At 52.4% G+C, this 15,429-nt stretch carries 14 protein-coding genes and 1 pseudogene; 8 read left to right on the forward strand and 7 right to left on the reverse strand.

What is annotated here, in order from left to right:
* Positions 1–14: 14 nt before the first annotated feature.
* Positions 15–1,424, reverse strand: coding sequence for an ethanolamine permease (gene eat, locus D5398_RS08750; RefSeq protein ID WP_120507247.1), 1,410 nt, complete (start codon positions 1,422–1,424; stop codon positions 15–17).
* 223 nt (positions 1,425–1,647) lie between these two features.
* Between eat and D5398_RS08755 the strand changes: the two genes are divergently transcribed.
* Together D5398_RS08755 and D5398_RS08760 are read left to right on the forward strand one after the other, a co-directional pair.
* Positions 1,648–2,223 (forward strand): nucleotidyltransferase family protein, encoded by a 576-nt coding sequence (locus D5398_RS08755; protein WP_162940747.1) that lies wholly within the window; start codon positions 1,648–1,650, stop codon positions 2,221–2,223.
* A 96-nt stretch (positions 2,224–2,319) separates the two neighbouring features.
* A complete protein-coding gene (locus D5398_RS08760) occupies positions 2,320–2,661 on the forward strand; it encodes a FlxA-like family protein (protein WP_120507249.1) in 342 nt (113 codons plus the stop codon).
* Between the two features lie 33 nt (positions 2,662–2,694).
* On the opposite strand, the gene D5398_RS08765 is transcribed toward D5398_RS08760, so the two are convergent.
* Positions 2,695–3,621: a LysR family transcriptional regulator gene (locus D5398_RS08765; RefSeq protein ID WP_120507250.1), complete on the reverse strand. Its 927-nt coding sequence runs from the start codon at positions 3,619–3,621 to the stop codon at positions 2,695–2,697.
* Positions 3,622–3,718: 97 nt separating this feature from the next.
* Here D5398_RS08765 and D5398_RS08770 point away from each other — a divergent pair, with 97 nt between their 5' ends.
* The gene (locus tag D5398_RS08770; protein WP_120507251.1) at positions 3,719–4,708 is read left to right on the forward strand and encodes a bile acid:sodium symporter family protein; all 990 of its coding nucleotides are present in this window, start codon (positions 3,719–3,721) and stop codon (positions 4,706–4,708) included.
* A gap of 67 nt (positions 4,709–4,775) precedes the next feature.
* On the opposite strand, the gene D5398_RS08775 is transcribed toward D5398_RS08770, so the two are convergent.
* The 3 genes from D5398_RS08775 to zipA form a co-directional block, all read right to left on the reverse strand.
* Positions 4,776–5,018: a DUF3820 family protein gene (locus D5398_RS08775; RefSeq protein WP_120507252.1), complete on the reverse strand. Its 243-nt coding sequence runs from the start codon at positions 5,016–5,018 to the stop codon at positions 4,776–4,778.
* A gap of 3 nt (positions 5,019–5,021) precedes the next feature.
* Positions 5,022–7,043, reverse strand: a complete 2,022-nt coding sequence (gene ligA / locus D5398_RS08780) for an NAD-dependent DNA ligase LigA (RefSeq protein ID WP_120507253.1) — start codon at positions 7,041–7,043, stop codon at positions 5,022–5,024.
* A 71-nt stretch (positions 7,044–7,114) separates the two neighbouring features.
* Entirely contained in the window at positions 7,115–8,113 is a 999-nt protein-coding gene (gene zipA / locus D5398_RS08785) for a cell division protein ZipA (protein WP_120507254.1), read from the reverse strand.
* A 223-nt stretch (positions 8,114–8,336) separates the two neighbouring features.
* On the opposite strand from zipA, the gene cysZ reads away from it, so the two are divergent.
* The 5 genes and pseudogenes from cysZ to crr all read left to right on the forward strand — a co-directional run bounded on the left by cysZ (position 8,337) and on the right by crr (position 13,291).
* A complete protein-coding gene (cysZ, locus tag D5398_RS08790; RefSeq protein WP_120507255.1) occupies positions 8,337–9,122 on the forward strand; it encodes a sulfate transporter CysZ in 786 nt (261 codons plus the stop codon).
* A 209-nt stretch (positions 9,123–9,331) separates the two neighbouring features.
* Positions 9,332–10,297 (forward strand): cysteine synthase A, encoded by a 966-nt coding sequence (cysK, locus tag D5398_RS08795; RefSeq protein WP_120507256.1) that lies wholly within the window; start codon positions 9,332–9,334, stop codon positions 10,295–10,297.
* Between the two features lie 400 nt (positions 10,298–10,697).
* Positions 10,698–10,955 (forward strand): phosphocarrier protein Hpr, encoded by a 258-nt coding sequence (ptsH, locus tag D5398_RS08800; RefSeq protein ID WP_013574433.1) that lies wholly within the window; start codon positions 10,698–10,700, stop codon positions 10,953–10,955.
* 50 nt (positions 10,956–11,005) lie between these two features.
* Positions 11,006–12,803: pseudogene (gene ptsI / locus D5398_RS08805) on the forward strand (phosphoenolpyruvate-protein phosphotransferase PtsI).
* Positions 12,782–13,291: a PTS glucose transporter subunit IIA gene (gene crr, locus D5398_RS08810; RefSeq protein WP_095922976.1), complete on the forward strand. Its 510-nt coding sequence runs from the start codon at positions 12,782–12,784 to the stop codon at positions 13,289–13,291. Before ptsI ends, crr begins: the two are co-directional and overlap by 22 nt.
* Before the next feature lie 95 nt (positions 13,292–13,386).
* Here crr and D5398_RS08815 read toward each other — a convergent pair whose 3' ends face one another.
* The gene (locus D5398_RS08815) at positions 13,387–14,742 is read right to left on the reverse strand and encodes a HAMP domain-containing sensor histidine kinase (protein WP_120507258.1); all 1,356 of its coding nucleotides are present in this window, start codon (positions 14,740–14,742) and stop codon (positions 13,387–13,389) included.
* Positions 14,723–15,406, reverse strand: a complete 684-nt coding sequence (locus D5398_RS08820; RefSeq protein ID WP_120507259.1) for a response regulator transcription factor — start codon at positions 15,404–15,406, stop codon at positions 14,723–14,725. Before D5398_RS08820 ends, D5398_RS08815 begins: the two co-directional genes overlap by 20 nt.
* Positions 15,407–15,429: the final 23 nt, after the last annotated feature.

Below are 15,429 nucleotides of genomic sequence, written 5' to 3' on the forward strand. Positions count from 1 at the left end.
CTTAGCTCACCGGATTATTTACCACTTTTTGCAGGCACCGGTCGCAGGCCGCGTAATTGCGGATCTTCCGCCGCATCCGTCCGTGCCTGATGGGTGATGCGATACCACGCATAAGCCAGCAACATCATGGCGGCGAAGATCAGAAACAGTAAGGTGTTGTAGTAAATCATAGCTATCAGGCAGACGACCGCCAGAACCAGCGCCAGCGCAGGAGCAAAAGGATAGAGTGGCGCACGGAAAGGCCGGATCAGATTAGGTTCGCTGCGACGCAGTTTGAACAGCGCCGCCATCGAAATGATGTACATCACTATCGCGCCAAACACCGACATAGTAACGATATTCGCCGTCAACGGTTGCCCGCCGATCACGATCAGTGAATCCGAGAAAATCGCCGCGATCCCTACCACGCCACCGGCGATGATGCCCAGATGCGGTGTCTGAAAACGGGCGTTGACGCCCGCCAGCCGCTTGGGTAAATATCCGGCACGCGCCAGCGCAAAAATCTGGCGCGAATAGCCCATGATAATACCGTGGAATGACGCAATAAGGCCGAACAGCCCCAGCCAGACCAGCATGTGCAGCCAGCCGCTGTTGCTGCCGACAATCAGTTTCATCGCCTGCGGTAACGGGTCATTGATGTTCGAGAGTTTAGTCCAGTCGCCCACGCCACCGGCAAACAGCATTACGCCGAGCGCTAGTACCGTCAGGGTCAGAATGCCGCCGATAAACGCTTTCGGAATGGTACGCTGCGGATCTTTCGCCTCTTCAGCCGCCATTGACGCGCCTTCAATTGCCAGGAAAAACCAGATGGCAAACGGGATCGCCGCAAAAATGCCGGAAAACGCCGCCGGACTGAAGGTATCGCTCCCCGCCCAACCGCCGTGAACAAAGTTCGACATTTCAAAGCCCGGTGCCACTACCCCCATAAAGACCAGCAGTTCGAATATCGCCAGCAATGTGACCAGCAGTTCAAACGTCGCGGCAATACTGACGCCCAGAATATTGAGCACCATAAAGACCACATAGGCGCCTACCGCCACCCATTTCGGTTCAATCGACGGAAACTGGACGTTGAGATACGCGCCGATCGCCATGGCAATCGCCGGTGGCGCGAAGACAAACTCCACCAGCGTGGCGAATCCGGCAACAAATCCGCCGGTTGGCCCGAACGCGCGGTAGGCGTAGGCGAAAGGCCCGCCCGCATGAGGAATAGAAGTGGTGAGTTCAGTGAAACTGAAAATAAATGCGCAATACATTGCGGCGATCACCAGTGCGGTGATCAGAAAGCCGAGTGTGCCCGCCTGCGCCCAGCCGTAGCTCCAGCCAAAATACTCGCCGGAAATAACCAGCCCGACGGCAATACCCCAAAGTTTAAAACTGCCCAGCGTACGTTTTAAAACGGGTGTGACTTTTGTGGTTTGCATAAATGATCCCCTGCCCGGTGATAATGCAATATTGTCAGGCAGGCTGTTGCAAAGGCTGTACCACTTAATAAACCCTGAGCCGCTGCGGTCTGGCGCAATTTTTGCGGGTGATTTGCTTCATTTTGGCGCGTGCCGTACCAGACTCGCGCCCGAAACGGTGCGTTGTCAAAACTTCACAAAATGACGCTACAATCCGGGCATCAAAAAAGGAGAACTGCACGTGATCAATCGGGAACAGCAAATCATCACCTGGCTCAGGGAAGAACCGTTGCACCTGCGGGCACTGATGCAGGCCAGCGAACTGAGGCTGAATGACGCCTGGCTGGCCGCAGGATTCGTCCGCAATCTGGTCTGGGACCGTCTGCACGGGTATGAAAATGCCACGCCGCTTAACGATATCGACGTGGTGTATTTCGATCCTGAAGATTGTTCCGTGGAAGCGGATGAGCGCTACGAGCAACTTCTGCGGGAGAAATCCCCTGATTTACCCTGGTCGGTCAAAAATCAGGCGCGTATGCATGAGCGCCACGGGCACGCACCCTATGTGTCCAGCGCTGAGGCGATAAGTCATTGGGTCGAAGTGGAAACCGCCATCGGTGCAAGGATAAATGCCACCGGACAGATTGAACTGAATGCGCCCCTCGGGCTGGAATCGCTTTTTACTTTCACTGTCACACCCAATCCGCGCCATGCGATCGCCAGCGTCTTTGCAGAGCGAGTCAGCAGTAAAGGCTGGCTGGAATGCTGGCCAAAGCTACAGGTGCAGGCTTTTTTCGAAAGAAAATCGTTAAATCTGTAAGGAATATGAAAAGCAGGTAAAGCCTCACAGCGCGCCGCCGATACCAGTTAAGCACCCTTACGTGCAAAATTTTGATTCCCACAAAGTGAGGCTTATATGACGACTATCAGCGCCACCAGCAGTTCGGTGAGCACGGCGTCCACCGGTGACTCCGGCAGTGCCAGCCAGATTGCTCAGCTGACTAAACAGATTGCCAAACTGACTGAGCAGGTGAAAAACCTGAGCAGCTCAGGCGGCAGCTCTGAAGACGTTCAGCAGCAACAGGAACTTCTGCAACAGCAAATCGAAATGCTGCAACAGCAGATTGCACAAATCGAACAGCAGCAGGCTCAGAAGGCACTTCAGCAGCAACAACAACAGCAGGCCGCTGCCGAAGCGAAAAAAGAAGCAGGTGTTAATAAACCTTCGGACACCAACGCCATCGACATTTACGTGTAATCGCAGTTAGTGCCCGAAACAGCCGGCAAGACGTCAGGAACCGTACACGCCCTGCTGGCTGCGCTTTTCACTCAGCTGTTCCGCCTGTTCTTTCACGACCTGCCAGATAGCCTGCGCGGCGGGAGATAAAGACCGGTTTTTGCGTTTCACCAGCATCAGCACGCGGTTAATTTCCGGCACCAGCGGTTTGATAACCAGCCGGCTTCCCTGCGGCATGGGCAGCGCCAGCGCGGGTATTACACTGATCCCAATCCCTGCTTCCACCATCGGGAATAATGTTGCCGGATGGCCAATTTCCTGCGCGATTTCCGCCTTCACTTTTTGCGCTTTCAGCGCGCCGTCGATCAGCATCCGGCTCCCGGAGGCGTAATCCTGCAGGACCAGTTTACAGCCGTTTAGCGCCTGCCATTCCACCACGGAGCGGGAGGCAAAGGGATGGTCTTCGCGACACAACAACAGAAAGGGTTCGTGCAAAACCGGCTCGCAATCGAGATCGGTACTTTCACCGGGGTCGATCACAATCCCGAAATCCACTTCCGCATTTCTCACGCTGTTCAGCACCAGTTGCTGGGCCTGGTCGCGCAGTAACACACGGATATCAGGATATTGCAGCGCACCGCTGGCAATACATTGCGGCATGAGCTGCGCGGAAATGGTCTGGCTGGAGGCAATCCGCACGCGGCCATTGTGCTGCGTGCCGAAACTGCGGGTATCGAGCAACATGGCGTGAAGTTCATCGATCAGCGGCTCGACGCGGTTAGCCAGCCGCAAACCCGCATCCGTAAGTGCGACTTCACGCGTAGTTCTGTCCAGCAACCTCACGCCCATTTCGACTTCCAGCTCTTTCATGCTGTGGCTGACCGCCGACTGACTCAGACCAATGGCCTCACCAGCCCGGCTGAAATTGCCATGGCGTGAAACCGCCACAAATACGCGAAGTTGCCTGAGAGAATAATTCATGAATTTTCTGCATCAATGGATTAAATAAATCAATTTTTTAATTGTACTGCAAAGGCAGAGAATAGCCGCATTGAGAAACAACTATTCGAGAATTGTTATGCGCTTCTTACCCGATCGCTTCACCCTGACACTCATCGCCGTCGTTCTGCTGGCCACCTTCTTTCCGGCCAGCGGCATGTTCGTGGCTTTCTTCAATAACCTGACTATTTTCGCCATCGGCCTGCTGTTTTTCATGCACGGTGCCAAGCTTTCCCGCGAGGCGATTTTTCAGGGCAGTAATAACTGGCGGCTGCATTTATGGGTGATGTTCAGCACATTCATTCTGTTCCCGATCCTCGGCCTGCTGTTCCAGTGGTGGCATCCGGTGGATGTCAGCCCGCAAATTTATAGCGGCTTTGTCTATCTGTGTATTCTGCCAGCTACCGTGCAGTCAGCAATTGCATTTACCTCACTGGCGGGCGGCAATGTGGCGGCAGCGGTGTGCAGCGCGTCGGCGTCCAGTCTGCTGGGGATATTTGTATCACCGCTTCTGGTCAGTTTGCTGATGCACGTTCAGGGCGAAACCGGTAATGGTCTGGCGCAGGTCGGGCATATCGTGCTGCAACTGCTGGTACCGTTTATCGCCGGACATTTGCTACGTCCGGTGATCGGTGGTTTTGTAGAGCGTCATCGCAAAATGATTGGCAAAACCGACCAGACATCAATTCTGTTGGTGGTCTATTCCGCTTTCAGCGAAGCGGTCACGCAAGGGATCTGGCATCAGGTGGGCATCGGTTCACTGCTGTTTATCGTGGTGTTCAGTCTGGTGCTGCTGGCCTTTATTCTGGTAATTAATACATACATGGCGCGCTGGATGGGCTTTAGCAAACCGGACGAAATCACCATTGTGTTCTGCGGCTCGAAGAAAAGTCTGGCGAACGGCATCCCGATGGCCAACATTCTGTTCCCGGTCAGCGCGATTGGCATGATGGTGCTGCCACTGATGATTTTCCATCAGGTTCAGCTGATGACCTGCGCGGTTTTGGCGAAACGTTACCAGAAAAAACAGCAGGAAGCGGCGCTGAAACCAGCGGCAGTAACTGAATAAGATTGTCAGAAAAACCAAAAGAAAAAGGCGCTGATATCAGCGCCTTTGTTTTATTCAGGGATAACGTTTACTCATCGCTGCCACCCAGTCCCGGACCATTACGGCGCAGCGGATTGATCAGACTCTGTAGCCCTTCGCTTTTAATCGCCAGCGTCAGCTGCATCAGTTCACCCAGCTTTCCCTGCGGAAATTCATCCTTACGGGCAAACCACAGCAAACATTCTTCCGGCAAGTCGATCAGTACACGTCCGGCATATTTACCGAACGGCATCACCATATTGGCAATCTGGATCAGATCTTCTTTTTCCATTGTTTATTCACCCAACAGGCGGATCATCTCCGCTTCGTCGATCACTTCAATTCCCAGTTCCTGCGCTTTCACCAGTTTGGAACCCGCCGCTTCACCGGCGATCACCAGATCGGTTTTCTTCGACACACTGCCGGACACTTTCGCGCCGAGCGCAGTCAGACGATCTTTGGCTTCATCCCGGGAAAGGATCGAGAGCGATCCGGTTAATACCACAGTTTTACCGGCAAACGGACTGTCGATTTCTTCCGGTACAATCACCCGAACTTCCGGCCAGTGAATATTGATTTCCGGGCTTAACAGCTCATCAATTACCTGCTGGTTATGTTCTTCCGACAGGAAATTAACCACGTGCTTCGCCACCACTTCACCGACGTCCTGCACGGTTTTCAGCGATTCAATATCCGCCGCTCTCAGTGCTTCTACTGAACCGTAATGCGCCGCCAGATTTGCCGCTGTGGCTTCGCCGACTTCGCGAATACCCAGCGCATACAGGAATCTCGCCAGTGTGGTTTCTTTGGCTTTCTCCAGCGCATTCACCACGTTCTGTGCCGATTTCGGCCCCATGCGATCCAGACCGGTGAGTTTACCTGCGGTCAGACGAAACAGATCCGCCGGCGTTTTGACATATTCTTTCTCGACCAGCTGGTCGATAATTTTGTCACCCATGCCGTCAACGTCCAGCGCGCGACGGGAAACAAAATGCTTCAGCGCCTCTTTGCGCTGCGCGCCGCAAATCAGACCTGCGGTACAACGCGCCACGGCTTCACCTTCGACACGTTCGACATCTGAATGACAGACCGGACAAAGCGTCGGAAAAACCACTTCACGGGCATCTTGCGGACGTTCATCGAGCACCACGCCGACCACCTGCGGGATAACATCCCCGGCACGGCGTACAATCACGGTATCGCCGATACGCAGGCCAAGACGCTCAATTTCATCGGCGTTATGCAGCGTGGCATTACTGACCATCACGCCTGCCACCAGCACCGGCTCCAGACGTGCCACCGGCGTGATCGCACCGGTACGTCCGACCTGAAACTCGACGTCTTTCACCAGCGTGATTTGTTCCTGCGCCGGGAATTTGAAGGCCGTTGCCCAGCGCGGAGCACGTGCAACAAAGCCCAGCGTTTCCTGAATATCCAGCGAGTCAATTTTCACCACCACGCCGTCGATATCAAAACCCAGTGATGGACGGTCGGCTTCGACCTGACGATAGAATGCCAGCACTTCGTCGCTGCCGGTGCAAACCCGTACGCGGTCGGTGACCGGTAAACCCCAGGCTTTGAATTGTTGCAGGCGTTCATAATGGCTGCGAGGTAATTCACCACCTTCCAGCAACCCGACGCCGTAACAGAAGAACGTCAGCGGACGTTTGGCGGTAATGCGGGGATCAAGCTGACGCAATGAACCGGCAGCGGCATTGCGCGGGTTGGCAAACACTTTGCCTCCCGTGCGGCGCGCTTCGTCATTCATTGCCTCAAAGCCCGGCTGCGGCATAAACACTTCGCCACGCACTTCAAGACGGGCTGGAATATTGTCGCCATGCAGACGCAGAGGGATCGCGCGGATAGTCCGCACGTTCGCCGTGATATTCTCACCGGTGGTGCCGTCACCACGCGTGGCCGCCTGCACCAGTTCGCCATTTTCATACAGCAGGCTTACCGCCAGACCATCGAGTTTCAACTCACAGCAGAATGTCAGCGGCTCGGCGGTTTTCAGCCTGTCCTGCACGCGCTTGTAGAACGCCAGATAGCTTTCTTCATCAAATACGTTGTCCAGCGACAACATCGGCACCCGATGTTTCACCTGCTCGAAAGCAGAAAGCGGCGCGGCACCCACGCGCTGCGTCGGCGAATCCGCAGTGATAAGCTCAGGATGTGCGGTTTCCAGTTCGCGCAATTCACGCATCAGACGGTCGTATTCAGCATCCGGCACTTCCGGCGCATCAAGAACATGATACTGGTATTCGTGATGGCGCAGCTGAGTGCGTAAGTGATTGATCTGTTCTTCGATAGTGGCCATGACTCACCGTGGAGATAAAAAACCCCCGGCAAGCGGGGGTTAGGGGAAAGGGTATTTCACGAACGCCGTTATCAGGCAGTCGCCTCGAGGACCTCACGGATCCGCGCTTTGTACGTTTCGAGCTTCTGCGGCGTAATCATACGACGCTCATCGTCAAGCACCATCGCACCGACATCATCGGCAATACGCTGGGCAGACTGTAACAGCAGTTTGAAGTTCTGATGCGCGTCACCGAAGCAAGGCACCATCATAAACAACGTCACACCTGGCGTGGAAAAGTCGGACATATTGTCAGGGTCAAAAGAACCCGGTTTGACCATATTCGCCAGACTGAACAACACCGGACCGCTGCCCGCAGGGCTAACATGACGATGGAAAATATTCATAGCGCCAAACTGGAAGCCGGACTGAAGCACGCTGTTTAACAGCACTTCACCACCGATAACGCCACCCTGATGCGCGGCAACATGCAGCACCAGAACCGTTTCTTTCAGTTTCGCTTTCTCAGCCGGTGCTTCTTCCGCCGGAGCAAAAGGTGCAGCCTGAGGTTCGGCTTTCGCAGCAGGTGCCGCGTCCGCATGAATTTCCTGAGGCGGTACGGGAGCGTGCGCTTTGGCTTCAGGCGTATAGTCCTGAGACGCAAAATCAGCAACAGGTTCGCGACGCGGTGCAGGTGCTGATTCAGCGGCTGAATAACCACTCAGCAACGGATCGTCCTGAACAGCATGCTGCTGCAGCTGAGCCGGTTGTTGAGGACGAGCAGCAGGTGCAGGCGCTGGCTGCGCAGGTTGACCCTGCGGCTGACGTGGCGGTGCAGTCTGTTCTGGCTCATCGTACTGACCAAAAGTCGGTTCATCCTGAGGATAAGCAGGACGCACGCGCACTTCCCCCACTCCATCGACGAAATCGTCAGGCGGAGATTGTTCCCGTTCTTTTTTCACACGTTTAGCTGGACGATCGCGAAACAGCGAAGAGCGTTCTTTACGGCTGGTCCACAAACCGTGTAACAACAACGCTATTATGGCGATCGCGCCAACAACGATTAATATCAGACGCAAATCCTGCATCATTGCTATCTCTGTTGTTCTAATTCATTGCCACCACGGCAAACATTCACAATATTAACTCTATTTGCCCACGTAGATAAGTGCAAGTCTCGACTCTACTTTCTGCTAATAAATAGGGCAGTTGCACCTTTTTTTGCTGTTTTTTCAGCCAATCCACTGGTAGCCAGTGGAAAATCATACCGATATGATAGCCCATGTCATTCAACTCAGAGAGAAAATTTCGTTTATGACTTCATCGCAAAGCGCCAGACATGAAAACGGCGTGCATTACTTCAAACAGGGCTGGACGCTCATTTCCTTACCAGGGATACGACGTTTTGTGATTTTACCGCTGGCCGTGAATGTATTACTGATGGGCGGCGCCTTTTGGTGGCTGTTTACCAAGCTGGGAGAATGGATCCCCGCCATGATGAGCAAGGTGCCGTCATGGCTCAGCTGGCTGGATTATCTGATATGGCCGGTGGCCGTACTTTCCGTGGTGCTGGTGTTTAGCTATCTCTTCAGCACCATCGCCAACTGGATTGCCGCACCGTTCAGTGGATTGCTCGCCGAACAGCTTGAAGCCCGTCTGACCGGTAAACCGCTGCCTGATACCGGCATCTGGGGCATCATGAAAGATCTGCCGCGCATCATGAAACGCGAATGGCAAAAACTGGCGTATTACCTGCCGCGCGCCCTGCTGCTATTCGCGCTGTACTTTATTCCGGTGATCGGCCAGACCATCGCGCCGGTGCTGTGGTTTTTCTTCAGCGCCTGGATGGTGGTGATTCAGTATTGTGACTATCCGTTCGATAATCATAAGGTGAGTTTTGCGGATATGCGCCGCTCGCTTGGCAGCAACAAAATCGACAATATGCAGTTTGGTTCGCTGGTCAGCCTGTTTACGATGATCCCGGTGCTTAATCTGGTGATCCTGCCGGTCGCGGTATGCGGTGCCACCGCCATGTGGTGCGACCGCTATCGCCATGTTTACGTTAAAAACAATACCGACGTGAATCCCATCCGGGAATAACATTTTACCTCACAGCCGCCAGCGGGCGGCTGCCTGCTATGCTTGACTTTTCTCCCTCAAACTTATTTCTTAATAACGTATCGATATACCAAATACCAAAACCTTACTTCACTGGGAAAGCGGTTCGCGTATGCTTTCCTGATTCCCACTAATTTCATAGTGTTGAAAGCTTCACACCGTGAATATTTCATACAGTTAAAGGACGGGTTATGAGCAAGATCTATGAAGACAATTCATTAACAATTGGCCATACGCCACTGGTTCGTCTGAACCGTATCGGTAATGGTCGGATTCTGGCTAAGGTCGAGTCACGTAACCCGAGCTTCAGCGTGAAATGCCGTATCGGTGCAAACATGATCTGGGACGCTGAAAAGAAAGGCATCCTGACCAAAGATATCGAACTGGTTGAACCTACCAGCGGCAACACCGGTATTGCACTCGCTTACGTCGCTGCCGCGCGCGGTTATAAACTGACGCTGACCATGCCGGAAACCATGAGCGTTGAGCGTCGTAAACTGCTTAAAGCTCTCGGTGCCAATCTGGTGCTGACTGAAGGCGCGAAAGGCATGAAAGGCGCAATTGCGAAAGCCGAAGAAATTCAGGCCAGCGATCCTTCCCGTTATCTTATCCTTCAGCAGTTCAGCAACCCGGCCAACCCGGCTATCCATGAACAAACCACCGGCCCGGAAATCTGGGAAGACACCGATGGCGCAGTCGATGTACTGATTGCAGGCGTGGGCACCGGCGGTACCATCACCGGTACTGGTCGTTATCTGAAAAGCAAAAAAAGCAGCGTGAAGCTGGTAGCCGTTGAACCTACGGATTCGCCGGTTATTACCCAGACGCTGAACGGCGAAGAAGTCAAACCGGGCCCGCACAAAATTCAGGGCATCGGCGCAGGCTTCATTCCAGGTAACCTGGATTTGGAACTGCTGGATCGAGTCACGCTGATCACTAACGATGAATCCATCCAGATGGCACGCCGTCTGATGGAAGAAGAAGGTATTCTGGCGGGAATTTCTTCCGGTGCCGCGGTTGAGGCTGCGGTAAAATTATCTCTGGAACCCGAGTTTGCGGATAAAACCATCGTGGTTATCCTGCCATCATCCGGCGAACGCTATCTGAGTACCGCATTATTTGCAGATTTGTTTACGGAAAAAGAATTGCAACAATAATGCCACATCCCTAAAAGCGTATAAAAAAGCACCTTCCGGGGTGCTTTTTTGTGGGCTACATCAAAGTTTGTACCACTCTGTGATTGATTTTACCCTCCAGGTTTAGTATTTAACCGGACAATTATTTCGATGCGCGAAATTAATAGCCTCCATGAAACCGCCCGCTGAATCGATTTACCGATTTGTTACAAGAGGGAAAATCACGGCATAATGGAGAAATAACAGGAAAGCCTAGATCTAGGGCAAAGAGTTTTATCGCTGAGTGCGTTATTTTCTCTTTTCTGTTGCATCTGAACCTGCCCCTGACCATAGTCAGGCGCTAATCTCTACAGGCTAAAGTAAAGCGCATAAGCTAAACTTTAGCTCCACAACATTACTTTAATAAGTTGGGGAAACAACAATGTTCCAGCAAGAAGTTACAATCACCGCTCCTAATGGTCTGCACACCCGCCCTGCTGCACAGTTCGTGAAAGAAGCTAAAGGTTTCGCTTCTGACATCACTGTGACTTCAAACGGCAAAAGCGCCAGTGCTAAAAGCCTGTTTAAACTGCAAACTCTGGGCCTGACCCAAGGTACCGTTGTGACCCTCTCAGCTGAAGGTGAAGACGAGCAGAAAGCCGTTGAACACTTGGTAAAACTGATGGCAGAGCTCGAGTAACACTCAGCCGCTCTTATATCGTTTAAACCAGTCAAGAGAAAGGTAGGGTTATGATTTCAGGCATTTTAGTATCTCCCGGTATCGCTTTCGGCAAAGCACTTCTGTTGAAAGAAGATGAAATTGTCATCAACCGGAAAAAAATCTCTCCTGATCACGTTGATCAGGAAATTGAACGTTTCCTCGCTGGCCGTGCAAAAGCCTCAGCTCAGCTGGAAGTGATCAAGACCAAAGCCGGTGAGACCTTCGGTGAAGAGAAAGAAGCCATCTTCGAAGGCCACATCATGTTGTTGGAGGACGAAGAGCTTGAACAGGAAATCATAGCCCTTATCAAAGACGAGCATGCTTCTGCTGACGCTGCTGCTTTCTCTGTCATTGAAGGCCAGGCAAAAGCCCTGGAAGAGCTTGATGATGAATACCTGAAAGAACGTGCGGCTGACGTACGTGACATCGGTAAGCGTCTCCTGCGCAACATTCTCGACATGGCCATCGTTGATCTGAGCTCCATCCAGGACGAAGTTATCCTGGTTGCGACCGATCTGACGCCATCCGAAACTGCTCAGCTGAACCTGAACAAGGTTCTGGGCTTCATTACTGATTTGGGTGGTCGTACTTCTCACACCTCAATCATGGCTCGTTCACTGGAATTACCTGCAATTGTAGGGACCAGCGACGTGACCAAACAAGTCAAAAATGATGACTATCTGATCCTCGATGCTGTTAACAATAAAATCTATGTCAACCCGACAGCAGACGTTATTGACGAGCTGAAAGCCGTTCAGAACCAGTACATCTCTGAAAAAGACGAACTGACTAAACTGAAAGATTTGCCAGCAATCACGCTGGATGGTCATCAGGTTGAAGTTTGTGCCAACATCGGTACCGTGCGCGACGTCGCTGGTGCAGAGCGCAATGGCGCTGAAGGTGTCGGCCTGTATCGTACAGAATTCCTGTTCATGGACCGTGACAGCCTGCCTACCGAAGAAGAGCAATTCCAGGCATATAAAGCCGTTGCTGAAGCGATGGGCTCACAGGCAGTTATCGTGCGTACTATGGACATTGGCGGTGACAAAGACCTGCCGTACATGAATCTGCCAAAAGAAGAAAACCCGTTCCTGGGCTGGCGTGCAATCCGTATCTGTCTGGACCGTAAAGAAATTCTTCACGACCAGCTGAAAGGTATCCTGCGTGCTTCTGCGTTCGGCAAACTGCGCATCATGTTCCCGATGATCATTTCTGTTGAAGAAGTGCGTGAACTGAAAGCAGAGCTCGAACTGCTGAAAGTTCAGTTGCGCGAAAAAGGTCAGGCATTCGATGAAACTATCGAAGTCGGCGTGATGGTTGAAACTCCGGCTGCTGCGGTGATTGCTCATCATCTGGCAAAAGAAGTCGATTTCTTCAGTATTGGTACAAACGATCTTACCCAGTATACTTTGGCTGTGGATCGCGGTAACGAACTGATTTCTCATCTGTACAACCCGATGTCTCCGTCAGTACTTGGTTTAATCAAGCAAGTTATTGACGCATCTCATGCTGCCGGTAAATGGACAGGGATGTGCGGCGAGCTAGCCGGTGACGAACGTGCTACACTTCTTCTATTGGGCATGGGGTTAGATGAGTTCAGCATGAGTGCTATCTCTATCCCACGCATCAAGAAAATTATTCGCAATACAAACTTCGAAGATGTGAAAGCGCTGGCAGATCAGGCCCTGGCCCAACCTACGGCGCAAGAGTTGATGAACCTGGTTAACAAGTTCATTGAAGAAAAAACACTCTGCTAATTGCGCGATGCTGGTAAAGCTGCCCAAATTAATGCTTAGGAGAAGATCATGGGTTTGTTCGATAAACTGAAATCATTGGTTTCTGATGATAAAAAAGACGTTGGCACTATTGAAATCGTAGCGCCAATCTCTGGTGAGATTGTCAACATTGAAGATGTGCCAGACGTTGTTTTCGCTGAGAAAATCGTTGGTGACGGTATTGCTATCAAACCATCTGGCAACAAAATGGTTGCTCCGGTTGACGGCACTATTGGTAAAATCTTCGAAACTAACCATGCTTTCTCAATCGAATCCGACAGCGGCATTGAGTTGTTCGTGCACTTCGGTATCGACACCGTTGAACTGAAAGGCGAAGGCTTCAAACGCATCGCTGAAGAAGGCCAACGTGTTAAGAAAGGCGATTTGGTTATCGAGTTTGATCTGGCTCTGCTGGAAGAGAAAGCGAAGTCTACCCTGACTCCGGTTGTCATCTCTAACATGGACGAGATCAAAGAGCTGATTAAACTGACTGGTAGCGTGACTGTGGGCGAAACCCCAATCATCCGCATCAAGAAGTAATTCGCTCAGCGAGTAGTAAAGCAAGAAGTTAAAAAAACGGCGCCTAATCAGCGCCGTTTTTTATTGCCTGTTATTTACTGATTCTTCGACTCGAATTATGACGCGGATTTCCAGTGCGGGACCTGAAGGCTGATGATGAGTCCATGCGGCTGCGCGTTACGGGCATCCACTTTCCCTTCATGCGCCAGCATCACCTTACGGGTGATCGCGAGCCCCAGGCCGTAGCCTTTACCTGACAGCGGCGATTTAACACGCACGAACGGGTCGAAAATACTTGAGAGCTTATCTTCCTCCACACCCGGCCCCTGATCGGCAACTTCAATCTGCAAATACTCTTCAACCTGTGCCAGTGAAACAGTGATCGTTTGCCCGCCGGCGGAAAAACGCAGCGCATTACGCACTACGTTATCAATAGCGCGTCGCATCAGCTCAGCGTTGCCTTTCACGGTGTAATCCAGGTCATCGGGTGATTCCGGATAGAGCGCGATTTCCACGCCCGGCAACTGCGCCTCATAGCGTGCGTCGTTAACCACCGCTTCCACCAGCCCGTACAAATCGAAATACTCTTCATCCGGGATTTCACTGCTTTCCGTTCGGGAAAGTGCCAGCAACTCTCCGATCATCTTATCGAGACGCCCGGCCTCATGTTCTATACGGCTTAAAGAGGTTTCCACGTTCGAAGGATTCTGTCTCGCCAGACCGATTGCCAGTTGCAAACGCGCCAGCGGAGAACGCAGCTCGTGCGAAACGTCATGCAGCAGCTCTTCACGCGCCTTCACCAGAACCTGCAAACGTTCAGCCATTGAGTCGAAATCGCGTGCTACTTCCGACAATTCATCGTGCCGCTTACCCATGCTGGTAAACAAGCGGACCGATAAATCGCCCTGCGCCACGCGCCCGAAGGCTTTACGCATTTGCAGCATAGGACGGGTCAGGTTCCATGCCAGCATCGCACTGAACAGTAATCCGCCCAGTCCCCCCAGCCATAACAGCGGCGGAGGCATATTCAGCCAGTCCCTGTGACGCCTCGGACGATACTCATGCATCAGCCCGTCGACATCATATTTCAACCGGTAGCCCTGCCCGTCCGGCCCCTGTACAAACTGCACGACTTCATGTGGGATTTTACCGGGTTCCAGATCCTTAATCGTATTGCCTTTCGCGGGCAGCAACGAAGGGGTGACCGAGAAAAATTTCCTGTCATCATCCGGCCAGTCAGCCATCATCGCGTTCAGCGCCGGCATACCACCGTTGTGCAACGTTGAAACCGCCGAGGTAATTTGAAGTTTCACAAAACGCCGGGCAATGCCGCTTTCCGGCGGTTCATGCGGATTATAAAAAGCAAAAACAACCCAAAGTCCCTGAGTGATCGCCACGAACGTGAACCAGAATCCCAGCAGGATTTTCCAGAACAGTTTTCCGCGCAGTCGTTTAGCGTATGCGATAGCCAATACTGCGCACCGTTTCAATAGTCAGGATATCGCCACCTTCCAGTGACCCCAGTTTCTGGCGGATATTACTGATGTGAACATCAATACTGCGGTCATAGGCTTCACGCGGTCGGCCCAGGCCTTTTTCTGACAGCTCATCTTTTGAAACCACACGTTCAGGAGAACGCAGCAACAGTTCCAGCAGATTGAATTCAGACGCCGTCAGGTCAAAAGGAACCCCACGCCATTCGCTGCTGCGCGTGGCAGGATTGAGCGTCAGGTCGCCGTAGTTAACTGATGAAGAATCAGTGTGCGATTCCTGCTGCTCTTCCACACGACGCAATACCGCACGCAGACGCGCAACCAGTTCACGCGGGTAACACGGTTTTGGCATGTAATCATCGGCGCCCATTTCCAGGCCGATAACGCGGTCGATGTTGTCACCTTTGGCGGTCAGCATGATGATCGGCAGGCGGCTGTTTTTGCGCACCTGACGCAGGACATCAATTCCGCTCATATCCGGCAGCATGATGTCGAGGATCATCGCGGTATATTCGCCGGACATCGCCCCTTCCACGCCCGCTTTGCCGGTCAGCACCAGAGAGGCATCAAAACCTTCTGCAATCAGATATTCGCTGAGCATGGTCCCTAATTCGAGATCGTCATCGACTAATAAAATTTTCATTCTTTATTTCCGCCTGGCTAAAA

The organism is Rahnella bruchi (genome assembly GCF_003614975.1).
Lineage (GTDB): Bacteria > Pseudomonadota > Gammaproteobacteria > Enterobacterales > Enterobacteriaceae > Rahnella > Rahnella bruchi.